This window comes from Streptomyces sp. NPDC088197 (assembly GCF_044741185.1).
Taxonomy (GTDB): Bacteria; Actinomycetota; Actinomycetes; order Streptomycetales; family Streptomycetaceae; genus Actinacidiphila.
This window is the reverse complement of sequence record NZ_JBIUSD010000001.1, coordinates 1,089,183-1,104,057: the sequence shown is the minus strand read 5'-3', so window position 1 is coordinate 1,104,057 and position 14,875 is coordinate 1,089,183. Positions and strand designations below refer to the sequence as shown.

The 14,875-nt window shown below is 71.7% G+C and carries 10 protein-coding genes; 2 read left to right on the top strand and 8 right to left on the bottom strand.

The features are described 5' to 3' along the window. Positions 1-649: 649 nt before the first annotated feature. The 3 genes from tmk to ACIOC1_RS04795 form a co-directional block, all read right to left on the bottom strand. A complete protein-coding gene (tmk, locus tag ACIOC1_RS04805) occupies positions 650-3,967 on the bottom strand; it encodes a dTMP kinase (protein ID WP_401851920.1) in 3,318 nt (1,105 codons plus the stop codon). A gap of 314 nt (positions 3,968-4,281) precedes the next feature. Further along, positions 4,282-7,116, bottom strand: coding sequence for a type I DNA topoisomerase (topA, locus tag ACIOC1_RS04800; protein WP_391158202.1), 2,835 nt, complete (start codon positions 7,114-7,116; stop codon positions 4,282-4,284). 235 nt (positions 7,117-7,351) lie between these two features. Next, complete coding sequence (locus ACIOC1_RS04795) at positions 7,352-7,546, bottom strand: hypothetical protein (protein WP_401851917.1); 195 nt, start codon at positions 7,544-7,546, stop codon at positions 7,352-7,354. 203 nt (positions 7,547-7,749) lie between these two features. Between ACIOC1_RS04795 and ACIOC1_RS04790 the strand changes: the two genes are divergently transcribed. Together ACIOC1_RS04790 and ACIOC1_RS04785 are read left to right on the top strand one after the other, a co-directional pair. After that, positions 7,750-8,232 (top strand): TM2 domain-containing protein, encoded by a 483-nt coding sequence (locus ACIOC1_RS04790; RefSeq protein ID WP_355346118.1) that lies wholly within the window; start codon positions 7,750-7,752, stop codon positions 8,230-8,232. Continuing rightward, positions 8,225-8,674 carry a DUF2752 domain-containing protein gene (locus tag ACIOC1_RS04785; RefSeq protein ID WP_391041513.1) on the top strand — a complete coding sequence of 150 codons (450 nt, stop codon included), beginning with the start codon at positions 8,225-8,227 and terminating at the stop codon, positions 8,672-8,674. The genes ACIOC1_RS04790 and ACIOC1_RS04785 overlap by 8 nt, the downstream gene beginning before the upstream one ends. 109 nt (positions 8,675-8,783) lie before the next feature. On the opposite strand, the gene ACIOC1_RS04780 is transcribed toward ACIOC1_RS04785, so the two are convergent. From ACIOC1_RS04780 to bldG, 5 genes are all read right to left on the bottom strand, one after another. Further along, complete coding sequence (locus ACIOC1_RS04780) at positions 8,784-10,328, bottom strand: methyltransferase (RefSeq protein WP_401851914.1); 1,545 nt, start codon at positions 10,326-10,328, stop codon at positions 8,784-8,786. Positions 10,329-10,497: 169 nt separating this feature from the next. Beyond that, a complete protein-coding gene (locus ACIOC1_RS04775) occupies positions 10,498-11,073 on the bottom strand; it encodes a small secreted protein (protein ID WP_355346124.1) in 576 nt (191 codons plus the stop codon). A 212-nt stretch (positions 11,074-11,285) separates the two neighbouring features. Next, the gene (locus ACIOC1_RS04770; protein ID WP_355346127.1) at positions 11,286-13,673 is read right to left on the bottom strand and encodes a sodium-translocating pyrophosphatase; all 2,388 of its coding nucleotides are present in this window, start codon (positions 13,671-13,673) and stop codon (positions 11,286-11,288) included. 365 nt (positions 13,674-14,038) lie between these two features. Then, a complete protein-coding gene (locus tag ACIOC1_RS04765) occupies positions 14,039-14,452 on the bottom strand; it encodes an ATP-binding protein (protein WP_355346130.1) in 414 nt (137 codons plus the stop codon). 79 nt (positions 14,453-14,531) lie between these two features. Beyond that, entirely contained in the window at positions 14,532-14,873 is a 342-nt protein-coding gene (bldG, locus tag ACIOC1_RS04760; RefSeq protein ID WP_031520166.1) for an anti-sigma factor antagonist BldG, read from the bottom strand. Positions 14,874-14,875: the final 2 nt, after the last annotated feature.

Sequence of the window (14,875 nt, the reverse complement as noted above, 5' to 3'; positions counted from 1 at the left end):
GGGACCTGTACGGCCGACGGTCCGCCCCGGGGTGAACGGAGGGGGGTGAGGACCGGGACCTGCTCCCCCCAACGTCCAGCCGGGGCAGGCGGAAGGGGTGGGTGGGGTGCGGGCCTCGCCTCACATGACGGCCAGGCGGGGCGGGCGAGGAGGCTGGGGGGCCAGGTCCCTGCGCCAATAGACGTCCAGGCGGGGCGGGCGGAAGGGGTGCGGGGGCTGGGGCCTGCCGCGCCTGACGTTCGGCTGGGGTGGGTGGGGGGCCGGGATTTGCGCGGGCCGACGGGCTGGCGGGTGCTGGGGGGGGTGGCGGGGAGTCGGAGGGGGCGTTGACCGGAGGGGGTTTGTTGGGCGGTTGGGGAAGGGCCCGAGCTCTCCGATCCGCTCGGAGGGGGCACCGGCGCAGGGCGGCACGCCGGAAAGACCCCCTACCCTCCCCGGCAACCCCCACCGGACCGCCGGACGCCGACGTACCGGAAGGGGACGGGCCGGGGTGCCCCCGCAGAAATACGTTGACGGCCGGGTACCGAATGCGGAAAGGCCAGGTGATACGGATTTCGAGGAGGTACCCCGGACCGGCACCGACCAGGCACAAGCGGCACCCGCAGACGACAACACACCCGCACGGGTGGGCGGGCGGGAAAGACAAAGGTCAAGAACGCCCCGGCGGCCGACGGTCGTCGTCGTGAGGGCCGAGGAGTTCGTCGGCGAGGGTGGGCAGGTCGTCGAGGGGGGTCTCCTCGGCCCAGTTGGGGCGAGGACGGCGCGGAGCGGCCGAGGGCGTCTCGGCGGTGGGGAATTCGCGGGTGCGCTCGTTGCCCGGCTGATCCTCGGGGCGGAAGAGCCACGGCGGGACCCGGTCGGTCGGGTCGTCCGAGGCCGGGGACCCGACCGGGGGTACGACCGGCGGGAGCACCGTCGTGGTCTCGGAACTGTCCTCACGAGGGCTGTCCTCACGAGGGCTGTCTCCGCGAGAGCTGTCTCCGCGAGAGCGAGAACCGTCCTCATCCGAAGCCGACTCGTCAGAAGTGGTGCCGTCAGCCGACGAGGCGCCCTCCGCGGGAGCATCCTCCGGCTCGGCCGGAACGACCGGGAGAACCGCCGTCTCATCGGCGCCCGGACCAGCGGGCACGTCCGGCTCGGCCGGCTCGGCCGGAACGGCCGGGAGAACCGCCGTCTCGTCCTCGGCGGGAGCCGAGGAAGGCGGCGGAGGCACGACATTGACCGTCGTGGTTTCGGCCGAGTCCGAAGTCTGCGGCAGCTCGGTGGTCTTCTCGGAGTCGGAGGAGCCGGAGGAGCCGACCGAACCGGCCGAACCGGCACTCGCGGCGGCGGCAGCCGCAGCCGCGGCGGTGCGGGCCTCCTCGGCGCGGAGAAGGGCCTCCTCCGCCTTGCGCTGCTTTTCGAGGCGGCGCGCGTCGGCCTCGGAGCGCAGGCGTGCCTGCTCCTCGGCGAGGCGGCGGAGCCGTTCCTGCTCGGCCGCGCGGGCGGCCTCCTCGGCCTCGCGGCGAGCCGTCTCCTCGGCGGCGATGCGCGCCGCCTCCTCGGCGCGGAGGCGTTCGGCCTCGGCCTCACGGGCGGCGGCGCGCTCGGCGATCTCGCGGCGGGTGGCCTCCTCGGCGGCGAGGCGGCGCTCCTCTTCCTCGCGGCGGAGCCGTTCGAGCTGGGCCTGGCGCTCGCGCTCCTGGCGCTCTTCCTCGGCCTTGCGGGCGGCCTCTTCGGCGGCGAGGCGCGCGGCCTCGGCGGCGGCCTGGCGCTCGGCCTCGGCGCGGGCCTCGATCTCCTGGGCGGAGAGCGGGAGGAGCTGGTCGAGGCGGTGGCGTACGACCGTGGTGACGGCGGCGGGGTCCTGGGCGCCGTCGACGACGAGGTAGCGGCCGGGGTCGGCGGCGGCGAGGGTGAGGAAGCCCGCGCGGACGCGCTGGTGGAAGGCGGCGGGTTCGGATTCGAGGCGGTCGGGCGCTTCGGTGAAGCGTTCGCGGGCGGCATCGGGGCTGACGTCGAGGAGCACGGTGAGGTGCGGGACGAGTCCGTCGGTGGCCCAGCGGGAGATGCGGGCGATCTCGGTGGGGGCGAGGTCGCGTCCGGCGCCCTGGTAGGCGACGGAGGAGTCGATGTAGCGGTCGGAGATGACGACGGCGCCGCGTTCGAGGGCGGGGCGGACGACGGAGTCGATGTGCTCGGCGCGGTCGGCGGCATAGAGCAGCGCCTCGGCGCGGTGCGAGATCCCGCCGGAGGAGACGTCGAGGAGGATGGAGCGCAGGCGCTTGCCGATGGCGGTGGCGCCGGGCTCGCGGGTGACGACGACCTCGTGGCCCTTGGCGCGGATCCAGTCGGCGAGGGCTTCGACCTGGGTGGACTTGCCCGCGCCGTCACCGCCCTCTATGGCGATGAAGAATCCGGTGGCGGCGGGGGCGACGGCCGGTTCCGCACCGGTCAGGGCCTCGCGCAGGTCGCGCCGGAGCGGTACGCCGCTGCGGTCGTCGGTCTTGCCGAGGACGAGCGCGGCGACCGGCAGCAGCAGGGCGCCGATCAGCATCAGCGTGTACGCGGCACCGCCGTGGTCGAAGGTGAAGTGACCCTTCTGGATGCGGTGCGGGCCGATCGCGGCGGCGACCAGCGGCGCGACGATCACGGCGAGGGCGAGGACGGCGCGCGAGACGGCGTGCAGGTGCTCGGTGGTACGGCCGCGCCGTCCCGCCTCGGCTTCCTGCTCGATCAGGATGTGCCCGGTGTTGGCGGTGACGCCCGCCGCGGCGCCGGCCAGCAGCGCGAGCAGCAGGACGGTGGTCTGGTCGGCGACGATGCCGGTGAGGAGCAGGCCGAGCCCGGTGACGCCGATGGACAGCGCGAGCAGCCGGCGCCTGGACAGCGCCGGGAGCGTACGGGGGGCGAGGCGGATGCCGATGACCGTACCGGCGGTGAGGGCCAGGACGAGCAGGCCGAAGCCGGTCGGGCCGAAGCCGAGGGCGAGCGCGTGCAGGACGGCCACGGCCACGGCCGCGCCGATCGCGCCGACGACCGCGGCGGTCGCCAGCACCAGCAACGGCAGTACGCCGGTCCTGCCGCGCTCGGCGCCCGCGGGGCCCTTGGGCAGCCGCAGCCCTTCGAGCGGGGAGCGCGGACGCGCCACCGTGCCGGAGGGCAGTTCGAGGAGGTAGAGCACCGACATGGAGGACGAGAAGAGCCCGGCCGCCACGTACGAGGCGAGCGCCACCTGGTGCTGGTCGAACCAGGTGACGCCGACCGCGATCAGCGTGTTCACCAGCGTGACGACGACGAGACCGGCCGCTGCCAGCGGCAGTGCGACGAAGCTCGTCCGCAGGTCCAGCCGGTGCAGCGTCGCCAGGTGGTCGGGCGCGGGCCGCACGGAGGTGTCGCCGGGCGGCGGCAGGAGCAGCGGAGCGGCGCCGTCCTTGGCGACGGCCCACAGCCGCTCGGCCACCCCGGTGACGAAGGCGGTCACCAGCAGCCAGGTCAGCGCGGTGTGCTGCGACCAGGTGATCCACAGCGGCGCGACGATGAACAGCCCGAGTCGTACGGCGTCCGCGCCGATCATCGTCCACCGGCGGTCCAGCCGGCCGCTCTCGGACGTCAGCGCCGACAGCGGGCCGAGCAGAACGGCGCCGAACAGCAGCGTCGAGACCAGGCGCGCCCCGAAGACGGCCGCGGTGGCGAAGGCGATACCCCGGTAGCCGCCGCCGTACGCGTGGTCGGCCACCGCCGCCTGCACGGCGAGCCACAGCAGGACGAGCAGACCCAGTCGGTCCGCCACCGCCCCGGTGAGCTGCGCGCTCCACAATTTGCGCAGCGCCGGGATTTTCAGCAGCGCACCGACCGCTCGCTCACGGCTGTCAGCGGCGAGGTCGGTGGCGAACGCGTCGGTCACGTCCCCCTCGACGTCCTCGGCCCTGACATCTGCGGCCGTGACGTCTGCGGCGGGCGGCTTGGGCTGCTCGGATGGCGTCATCCCAACAGCCTATCCGCCTTACGACGCCCTACACGGAGCCGGTCCCACTCCCGGGCGGACCTCCTCTCCAGGAGGGCGGGGAAGCGCACTCACCTGGGCGAAGACGGCCCTTCGAGGGGCCCTTCCGCGGGCCCTTCAAGGGGGAGGAAGGGGAGGCAGGAGAGGCGGAAGGTACGGCGCGCTGACGCATGGCCAGTTCCTCAGGGGCGCGGGAAACCGCGCGACCGGCCCATGACCGGCGCGCGGTTCACCACCGGCCCGGTGGGGCAGGCGCTGTCGTCGCCCGCCCACCGCCCCGGTGTGCCGGACAGGCCCTAGTCGGCTGAGGCCGTCGACTTCTTCGCCGCCGCGGAGGCAGCCGCCTTCTTGGCCGGCGCCTTCTTCGCGGCAGTCTTCTTCGCGGTGCCGGAAGCCGCCGTCTTCTTGGCGGGAGCCTTCTTGGCCGGTGCCTTCTTGGCGGCGGTCTTCTTCTTCACGGGCCCCTTCGCCCGCTTCTCCGCGAGGAGTTCGTACCCGCGCTCGGGCGTGATCGACTCCACCTCGTCGTCACGGCGCAGCGTCGCGTTGGTCTCGCCGTCGGTGACGTAGGGGCCGAAGCGGCCGTCCTTGACGACGACGGGGCGTTCGCTGACCGGGTCGGTGCCCAGTTCCTTGAGCGGCGGCTTGGCGGCGGCGCGACCGCGCTGCTTGGGCTGGGCGTAGATGGCGAGCGCTTCGTCGAGGGTGATCGAGAAGAGCTGGTCCTCGGTCTCCAGCGAGCGCGAGTCGGTGCCCTTCTTCAGGTAGGGCCCGTAGCGCCCGTTCTGCGCGGTGATCTCGACGCCCTCGGCGTCCTTGCCGACGACGCGCGGCAGGGACATCAGCTTGAGGGCGTCCTCAAGGGTGACGGTGTCGATGGACATCGACTTGAAGAGCGAGGCGGTACGCGGCTTGACCGCGTTCTTCCCGGTCTTCGGGGTGTCCTCGGGCAGGACTTCGGTGACGTAGGGACCGTAGCGCCCGTCCTTGGCGATGATCGGGCGGCCGGTCGCCGGGTCGTCGCCGAGCGCGAAGTCGCCGCTGGGCTTGGCGAACAGCTCCTCGGCGTACTCGACGGACAGCTCGTCCGGCGGCAGGTCCTCGGGTACGTCGGCGCGGCGGTGGTCGTCCTCGCCGCGCTCGCCCTTCTCGATGTAGGGGCCGTAGCGGCCGACGCGCAGCATGATGCCGTCGCCGATCGGGAAGGAGGAGATCTCCCGGGCGTCGATCGCGCCCAGGTCCTCGACGAGTTCCTTGAGGCCGCCGAGGTGGTCGCCGTCCCCGTTGCCCGCGTCGGCGGCGGAGCCGACGGTGGCGCTGCCGTCGTCGGAGCCGAAGTAGAAGCGGCGCAGCCACGGCACGGCCTGGGCCTCGCCGCGGGCGATGCGGTCGAGGTCGTCCTCCATGGAGGCGGTGAAGTCGTAGTCGACCAGACGGCCGAAGTGCTTCTCCAGCAGGTTGACGACCGCGAAGGAGAGGAAGGTCGGGACGAGCGCGGTGCCCTTCTTGAAGACGTAGCCGCGGTCGAGGATCGTGCCCAGGATCGTGGCGTACGTCGACGGGCGGCCGATCTCCCGCTCCTCCAGCTCCTTGACCAGCGACGCCTCGGTGTAGCGGGCGGGCGGCTTGGTCGAGTGGCCGTCGGCGGTGATCTCCTCGGCGCTCAGCGCGTCGCCCTCGGCGACCTGCGGCAGCCTGCGCTCGCGGTCGTCCAGCTCGGCGTTGGGGTCGTCGGCGCCTTCGACGTACGCCTTCAGGAAGCCGTGGAAGGTGATGATCTTGCCGGAGGCGCTGAACTCGGCGTCGCGGCCGTCGGCGGAGGCGCCGCCGACCTTGACGGTGACGGACTGGCCGACCGCGTCCTTCATCTGGGACGCGACCGTACGCATCCAGATCAGCTCGTAGAGCCGGAACTGGTCGCCGGTCAGACGGGTCTCGGCCGGGGTGCGGAACCGGTCGCCCGAGGGGCGGATCGCCTCGTGCGCCTCCTGCGCGTTCTTGACCTTGCCCGCGTAGACGCGCGGCTTGTCCGGCAGGTAGTCCGCCCCGTAGAGCTGCGTGACCTGGGCGCGGGCGGCGCGGACGGCGGTCTCCGAGAGCGTGGTGGAGTCCGTACGCATGTAGGTGATGAAGCCGTTCTCGTACAGCTTCTGCGCGACCTGCATGGTGGCCTTCGCGCCGAAGCCCAGCTTGCGCGACGCCTCCTGCTGGAGGGTGGTGGTGCGGAAGGGGGCGTACGGCGAGCGGCGGTACGGCTTGGACTCGACGCTGCGTACGGCGAACTGGGTGTCGGCGAGCGCGGCGGCCAGGGCGCGGGCGGCGCTCTCGTCGAGCTGGAGCACCTGCGAGCCGGACTTGAGCTGGCCGGTGGCCGCGTCGAAGTCCCGGCCCTGCGCGACCCGGCGGCCGTCGACGGTGGTGAGCCGGGCGACGAGCGTGGAGGGGTCGGAGGCGTCACCGGTGCGGCCGGTGGCGAAGGTGCCGGTCAGGTCCCAGTAGTCGGCGGTACGGAACGCCATCCGCTCGCGTTCGCGCTCGACGACGAGCCGGGTGGCGACGGACTGCACGCGGCCGGCCGACAGCCGCGGCATGACCTTCTTCCACAGCACCGGCGAGACCTCGTAGCCGTACAGCCGGTCGAGGATGCGGCGGGTCTCCTGGGCGTCGACCAGGCGCTGGTTCAGCTCGCGCGGATTGCGGACGGCCTCCTGGATGGCGTCCTTGGTGATCTCGTGGAACACCATCCGGTGAACGGGCACCTTGGGCTTGAGGATTTCCTGCAAATGCCAGGCGATGGCCTCGCCCTCGCGGTCCTCATCGGTGGCGAGGAAGAGTTCAGTGGAGTCCTTGAGGAGGTCCTTGAGCTTCTTGACCTGTGCCTTTTTATCGGCATTGACCACATAGATGGGTTGGAAATCACTGTCCACATTGACGCCGAGCCGCGCCCAGGGCTGGCCCTTGAACTCCGCCGGCACTTCGGCGGCCCCGTTGGGGAGGTCGCGGATGTGCCCGACGCTGGCCTCGACGACGTATCCAGGGCCCAGATATCCCTTGATCGTTTTCGCCTTGGCAGGCGACTCGACAATGACGAGTCGCTGGCCGCTGTGTGCGGTCTCGCGGGTCGGGGACAACGTCGCTCTTCTCTCCCGGTCGAAGGTGTGTCGCTGCGGAGTGTGACCGTACCTCCCTGTCCCGTGTCAAACGGGAAAAGTCCACAACGCCACTGGAACGGTAACCCGACAACCGGTCTGTCTGCCGCATGGACGGCCGCTCCGGTCGGTTTCCCGGAGGGGCGCGGGGGCGCGTTCCCGGGGGCGCGTGCGTGATTTCACGCACGTCAGGAGGGTCGGGGAAGGGCGGTGGCGGTCAGACCTGTGTGAGACACCAGACGCCGGCGAGGAGCGCGACCGCACCGAAGAAAATGGACATGACAGTTGCGGCGGTGGATCCCGCGGCCGTCACGGGCTGCCGGGCGCGCAGCCGGGCGGCCGTCCAGAGCAGGAGCGCGGCCCCGAAGACGGCGAAGACCGTTCCGGCGAAGAGTGCGGGCACCCGCTCCATGCGTCCCCTCGTCCCGTCTCGTCCTGTCCAGGTGTGTGCTCCCGGACGCTGCCACGCCAGGGCGTCCGGCACGCGAACCACGGGTGAACACAGGTCTCCGCTCCCAGGGGGTGGGACGCGGCGGGGGCCGTCCTGCAAAGATGTCCGGCAACGACCGGTACACAACAAGACGTTCAACGACGTTCAGCACAGGGGGACGGGGCATGTCCGACCAGAATCCGTACGGCCAGAATCCGTACGGTGACAAGCCGCAGGGCGACAATCCGTACGGGGAGCAGCAGCCCGGGGGCCAGCCCGGATACGGATACCCGCAGCAGCCCGGGGGCCAGGCTCCCGGTTACGGCTACCCGCCCCAGGGCGGCGGCCAGGCACCCGGTTACGGCTACCCGCCGCAAGGCGGCGGGTACGCGCCGCCCGGTGCCGCGTACGCCGCGGACCCGTCCGCGCCGTACGGCTACGACCCCTACGGGCGGCCGTACTCGGACAAGTCCAAGGTGGTCGCGGGAGTGCTTCAGCTCTTCCTCGGCAGCTTCGGCGTGGGCCGTTTCTACACCGGGCACACCGGCATGGCGCTGGGGCAGCTCTTCACGTGCGGCGGCTGCGGCATCTGGGCGCTGATCGACGGCATCATGCTGCTGGCCGGGGACAACCCGACCGACGCGCAGGGCCGGGTGCTGCGTGGCTGACGGAGTCCGTCGGCCACAGGTCGGCGCTCCCCCGGTCTCCCCGGGGGCGCGCCGCCCGTCGGCGGTTCTCGGCCACCCGGCCACCGCTCCCCTGGCGACGCTCGCCGCCGGGGTGGCGGGCGCCGTCTATCTCTACGGCACCGACCCGCACCAGCCGGGCCACTGGCTGCCGCGCTGCCCGTTCAACTGGGCGACCGGGCTGCTCTGCCCGGCCTGCGGCGGTACGCGCATGGTGTACGACCTGATGCACGGCGACGTGGGGCGCGCTTTCCACGACAACGCCGTCCTGCTGCTGGCCGCGCCCCTGGCGCTGTGGCTGTGCGGGCGCTGGATGGTCGAGGGGCTGCGCGGCCGTCGCCGGCGGCTGGTGGTGAGCCCGCGGGTGTCACTGGCCGTGCTGTGCGTGGCTGTGACGTGGACGGTTGTCCGCAACGTGTTCTGACGCGTCGTCCGCTCCACCGCGCGTCGGTCCGCCGGGCCCCTTCTCCGTGGCGTCCCCGGGCCGCTCGCCAGGCCACTCGTCAAGCCGCTCCCCGCGTCACTCCACCGGGTCACTCCACCGGGTCGAGGAATCCCTGTTCCACCAGCAGCCGGATCGACTCCGGCGTGCGGTCGCGCAGCACCACCGGGTCCTCGCCGAGCAGCTGCGCGATGGCGTCCACGATCCGCCCCGCGGTCAGCGTCCCGTCGCAGACGCCCGCGAAGCCCGCGCCCACCGTGTCGACCTTCGTCGCGCGGCGCATACCGCGGGCCGCGCGCAGCACCACGTGCTCCGGGTCCTCGGCGCCCGGCAGCCCCACCTGCTCCTGCACCACCCCGTCGCCGAGCGCGAAACGGGAGCTGAGCAGCGCCGCGTCGTCATGGGTGCGCAGGAAGTCCTGGCGGTCGAACCACCCGGCGATGTGCGGGCCGAGCGGCTGCTCCACCGGGTGCGGCCACTCCTCCGCGGTGATCACGGGCTGGTCCGCGCCGGACTTGCGCAGCGTGATCCAGCCGAAGCCGACGCCGTTCACCTTGCGCTGCTCGAACTCGTCGAGCCACGCGTCGTAGCGGGCTGCGTACGTGGCCGGATCCGTACGGTGGTCGCCGCCGTCGCGCAGCCACAGCTCGGCGTACTGCGTGACGTCCTGGACCTCGCGCTGCACGATCCAGGCGTCGCAGCCGCGCGGGATCCACGAGACCAGGCGCTCGCGCCAGTCCTGGCCCTCGGTGTGCTGCCAGTTGGCGAGGAGCTGGCAGTAGCCGCCGTCGTTGAGATGGTCTGCCGACTGCTGCACCAGGGTGCGGCACAGGTCGTCGCCCGCCATACCGCCGTCCCGGTAGGTGAAGCGCCCGCTCGGGGAGATCACGAAGGGCGGGTTGGACACGATCAGGTCGAAGCGCTCGTCGCGGACCGGCTCGAAGAGGCTGCCCTCGCGCAGGTCGGGTTCGCGGGCGCCGGACAGCGCGAGGGTGAGCCGGGCGAAGTGCAGGGCGCGCGGATTGACGTCGGTCGCCGTGACGCGGGTGGCGTGCCGGGAGGCGTGCAGCGCCTGGATGCCGGAGCCGGTGCCGAGGTCCAGGGCGCTGCCGACCGGCTCGCGCACGGTCAGCCCGGCCAGCGTCGTGGAGGCGCCGCCGACGCCGAGCACCAGGTCGGCCCGGTCGACGCCGGGCGTGCTCTCCCCGTCGGTCCCGGTACCGGTGCCGATACCGCCCGCGCCGCCGACCGCGCAGCCGAGGTCGGAGACGATCCACCAGTCCGCGCCCTCCTCACCGGCGTACGGGCGTACGTCCACGGTGGCGCGTACGTCGTCGCCGTCGCGCGCCAGCCAGCCGCCGGCGACGTAGTCGTCGATCCGGGGCAGGGCGGCGCGGGCCCGCGCGGAGGACACGGGCCGTTGCAGGAGGAAGAGCCTGACCAGGGTCTCCAGGGGGCTGCCGCCACGGGTGGCGCGCAGGGCGGGGACGGTCTCGGCCCGGGAGAGGGCCGCGTAGGCGGCGGCTCCGAGGAGGTCGAGACAGCCGTCCGCGGTGAAGGCTGCGGCGCGCAGGTCGTCGCGCAGGGACGGGGCGTTCCGGGCGGCGGGGAGGAGGGGCGTACTCACACCGGCCATTGTCGCGGAATCGCCGCGGCCCGGCGCCCCTTGTGCGGGGCGGCGGGCCGTGGCGTATCGGACAGCGGGGGTGCTACGGGGGCGCGGTCGTGGGCGCGGGGCCTTCGTGGGCGCGGTCCGGTGGCCACGGGCCGGGGGCCCGGGGCCGGGGCCTGAGGGGGCCGGGGGCCTACGACGCCGACGGTGAGGCCGAGGAGGAGCCGGACGCCTGCTTGCAGCCGGGCTGCTTGGCCATGGCCTTGCCGACGTCGCCCTGGCGGAGCGAGTCGAGGGCCTGCTCGCCGTTCTGGCTGACCTTGCCCAGCGAGTTGGAGACGCCCTTGAGGCCGTCCGCGAACTTCGCCTGGTCGCTGGTGTCGAGCCCGTCGACCTGCTTCTTGAGCGTCCCGTACTGGGTGGACAGGCCGTTGAGGTCGTTCACCGCGTCCTGCTGGATCTTCGCACCGTCCTTGACCGGCGGGGCGCCGGCCTTGCTGACGATGTCGGCGAGCGACTTGTACGCCTCGGAGATCGACTGGAAGGCGGCGGAGTCGGCGGACTTGACGTCCTGGGGCTTGCCGTTGCTGTTCACCTGGGTGATCGCCGTGTTGGCGTCGTTGATCTTCTTGGTCTGGGCCGCGGCCTGGTCGCAGACGCCCTTCGCCCAGTTGTCCAGCTTCTTGTTGGAGTCGTCGCTGCACCCCGACAGCGCGAGCAGCATGACCGCACCGGAGAGCGCGGCCAGGAGCTTCTTGTTCACCTTCACCGGATGGGTCCCTTCCGTGGCCTTACGGCCCCGGAACATACACGGCTGACGGGTGGTCACCGTGAATCCGTGAGGTGATTCGTCCGATATTCAAGCCATTCGCACTAAGGTGCGGTGGGCGACCGCACACGTACCGGATCACGTACGGTCGCCCACCGGGCCCTCGGCGGACCGGAACCCTTGACGGGCGCGGCCCTTGACGGTGCGTCGGATCAGGCCACGGCGGCCGTGTCCGGGGTGCGGGTCCCGGTGTCCCCGCCGTCGCCGTCGTCGTCGCCCTCCATCGCGATGCCGCGCCGCTTGGAGATGTAGACCGCGATGACGATGACGGCGATCGAGACCACCGCGACGGTGACGCGTACGCCGAGATTCGCGTCCACGCCGTAGCTGAACTTGACCACCGCGGGGGCGATCAGCAGCGCCACCAGGTTCATCACCTTCAGCAGCGGGTTGATGGCCGGGCCCGCGGTGTCCTTGAACGGGTCGCCGACCGTGTCGCCGATGACGGTCGCGGCGTGGGCCTCGCTGCCCTTGCCGCCGTAGTGGCCGTCCTCGACGAGTTTCTTGGCGTTGTCCCAGGCGCCGCCGGAGTTGGCCAGGAACACCGCCATCAGCGTGCCCGCGCCGATCGCGCCCGCCAGGTACGAGGCGAGCGAGCCGACGCCGAAGGTGAAGCCGACCGCCACGGGCGCGAGGACGGCGAGCAGGCCGGGGGTGGCCAGTTCGCGCAGCGCGTCCTTGGTGCAGATGTCGACCACCCGTCCGTACTCGGGCAGTTCGGTGCCGTCCATGATCCCCGGGTGTTCGCGGAACTGCCTGCGCACCTCGTAGACCACCGAACCCGCGGACCGGGAGACGGCGTTGATGGCGAGGCCGGAGAAGAGGAAGACGACGGCCGCGCCGAGCAGCAGCCCGACCAGGTTGTTGGGCTGGGAGATGTCCAGGGACAGCCAGCGGGCGTCGGAGGCCGCTGGATGGGCCTTGGCGACGGCGGTGTCGATGGCCTCCTTGAACGAGCCGAACAGGGCGGTGGCGGCCAGTACCGCGGTGGCGATGGCGATGCCCTTGGTGATGGCCTTGGTGGTGTTGCCGACGGCGTCGAGGTCGGTGAGCACCTGGGCGCCCTCGCCGTGCACGTCGCCGGACATCTCGGCGATGCCCTGCGCGTTGTCGGAGACGGGTCCGAAGGTGTCCATGGCGACGATGACGCCGACGGTGGTCAGCAGGCCGGTGCCCGCCAGCGCGACCGCGAACAGCGCGAGCCAGACGGAGGTCCCGCCGAGCAGGAAGGCGCCGTAGACGGACAGGCCGATCAGCACCGCCGAGTAGACCGCGGACTCCAGTCCGAGTGAGATCCCGGACAGGATGACGGTGGCGGGGCCGGTCAGCGAGGTCTTGCCGATGTCGCGGACCGGGCGCCTGGTGGTCTCGGTGAAGTAGCCGGTGAGCTGCTGGATCACCGCGGCCAGCACGATGCCGATGGCGACGGCGACCATCGCCAGGGTGCGCGGGTCGCCTGCGTGGCCGGAGATGTCGCTGTCGACGCCCTTGAGGTCGGCGTAGGAGGACGGCAGGTAGGTGTAGACGGCGATGGCGACGCCGATCAGGGAGATGACCGCGGAGATGAAGAAGCCGCGGTTGATGGCCGTCATGCCGCTGCGGTCGCTGCGGCGGGGGGAGACCGCGAAGATGCCGACCATGGCGGTGAGGACGCCGATCGCCGGGATGAGCAGCGGGAAGGCGAGGCCGGAGTCGCCGAAGGTCACCTTGCCGAGGATCAGCGCGGCGACCAGGGTGACGGCGTACGACTCGAAGAGGTCGGCCGCCATGCCCGCGCAGTCGCCGACGTTGTCACCGACGTTGTCGGCGATGGTCGCGGCGTTGCGCGGGTCGTCCTCGGGGATGCCCTTCTCGACCTTGCCGACCAGGTCGGCGCCGACGTCGGCCGCCTTGGTGAAGATGCCGCCGCCGACGCGCATGAACATCGCCAGCAGCGCCGCGCCGAATCCGAATCCTTCGAGCACCTTGGGCGCGTCGGCCTTGTAGATCAGGACGACGGCCGACGCGCCGAGCAGGCCGAGGCCCACGGTGAACATGCCGACGACGCCGCCGGTCCTGAACGCGATCCGCATCGCCCGGTGCGACACGTCGGTCAGGTCGGCCGGGGGTTCGCCGGGTGCCGGCGTCGCCGATCTGGCCGCGGCGGCGACCCGCACATTGCTGCGGACCGCCAGCCACATTCCGACATATCCGGTGACCGCGGAGAACACGGCGCCCACGAGAAAGAAGATCGACCGGCCGATCCGCTGCGAAGTGGTGTCCGAGGGCAGCAGCATGAGCAGGAAGAACGCCACCACGGCGAAAATTCCCAGAGTACGGAACTGCCGTGCGAGGTAGGCGTTGGCGCCTTCCTGCACGGCAGCCGCGATTTTCTTCATGCTGTCGGTGCCCTCGTCCGCTGCGAGCACTTGACGTACCAACACCGCGGCGAGCGCGAGTGCGCCCAGTGCGACGACGGCGATGATCCATACGAGGAGACGATTTCCGTCGGTCAGTACCGGTGTCGCGGCAAGCGTGTGAGGGGTAAGTGGCCCCGCCATTCGTCCTCCTTGACGTTTGGCGCATGGGCGTGCGGCTTCACGGCTCGACAAGCCGCAACGCTCAGGCGAGCTGAGCAAGATGGACGGATTGTAGGGAGCCGCAGCACTTCAAAACAGGGTGCCGCGTCGAAAAAGGATATTCGTGAACGCGGCGTTCGCCCGTGAACAGGAGTGAGTGTCGCCTGTGATCAGGCGAGAAAGATGATCTGAGGGGCGGCCGGGGGCCGCGTCGCGCTCAGAACGGTGTGCCGGTCAGGCCGGGCCGCCGGTCGAGCCGGTGCGCCGGTCGAGCGGGCCGCCGGTCGAGAGGGCCGCCGGTCGAGAGGGCCGCCGGTCCACGGTCGGACGGGCGGGGCGGTCTACGGTCAGACGGGCGGGACGATCGGCCAGCTCATGCGGATCACACCGCCGGTGGCGGTCTCGGTGACCTCGACGTCGTCGACCAGGCCACTGATCACGGCGAGGCCCATCTCGCCCTCGTCGCTCAGCTCGTCACCCGCGGCGTCGGACGCGGAGCCCGACGCGTTGCCCGGAACCTCGTCGGCGACCTCGATGGAGAACTTCTTCTCCTCCTCGGTCAGCATCACCCGGACCGGTTCTTCCACACCGTTGCCACGGTGCAGACCCACCGCGCGGCTGCACGCCTCGCCCACCGCGAGCCGTACTTCGTCCAGAACCGCCTCGTCCACCCCCGCCCGGCGCGCCACCGCCGCCGCTACGAGCCGTGCTGTTCGCACATGCTCCGGCTGGGCGCTGAAGAGCAGTTCTACGGTGGGCATGGCCTCCCCTTCGGTCCTTTGGGTGGGCATCACGGGGGCCCGGACGGTGATCCCGTCCGGTACCCCTCGACGGCGATCGTCAGTCGGTCGCCGCGACAGCCTCGTCGACCGAGGTGTGAATCGGGAACACCTTGGTCAGACCGGTGATACGGAAAATCTTCAGGATGCGCTCCTGGTTGCACACCAGTCGCAGCGATCCTTCATGAGCACGCACCCGCTTCAGCCCGCCGACGAGCACACCCAGGCCGGTGGAGTCGAGGAAGTCCACTCCCTCCATGTCCACGACCAGGTGGTAACTCCCGTCGTTCACAAGCTCCACAAGCTGTTCCCGCAGCTTGGGCGCGGTGTACACATCAATCTCGCCGCCGACTTCGACGATCGTACGATCGCCGACGGTTCGGGTCGACAGGGACAGGTCCACGG

Excerpts from the sequence above, each read along its gene's own strand:
- ACIOC1_RS04780 (WP_401851914.1), bottom strand. The coding sequence starts at position 10,328 with ATGGCCGGTGTGAGTACGCCCCTCCTCCCCGCCGCCCGGAACGCCCCG.
- ACIOC1_RS04770 (WP_355346127.1), bottom strand. The coding sequence starts at position 13,673 with ATGGCGGGGCCACTTACCCCTCACACGCTTGCCGCGACACCGGTACTG.
- ACIOC1_RS04765 (WP_355346130.1), bottom strand. The coding sequence starts at position 14,452 with ATGCCCACCGTAGAACTGCTCTTCAGCGCCCAGCCGGAGCATGTGCGA.
- ACIOC1_RS04790 (WP_355346118.1), top strand. The coding sequence starts at position 7,750 with ATGTCCGACCAGAATCCGTACGGCCAGAATCCGTACGGTGACAAGCCG.
- tmk (WP_401851920.1), bottom strand. The coding sequence starts at position 3,967 with ATGACGCCATCCGAGCAGCCCAAGCCGCCCGCCGCAGACGTCACGGCC.
- ACIOC1_RS04795 (WP_401851917.1), bottom strand. The coding sequence starts at position 7,546 with ATGGAGCGGGTGCCCGCACTCTTCGCCGGAACGGTCTTCGCCGTCTTC.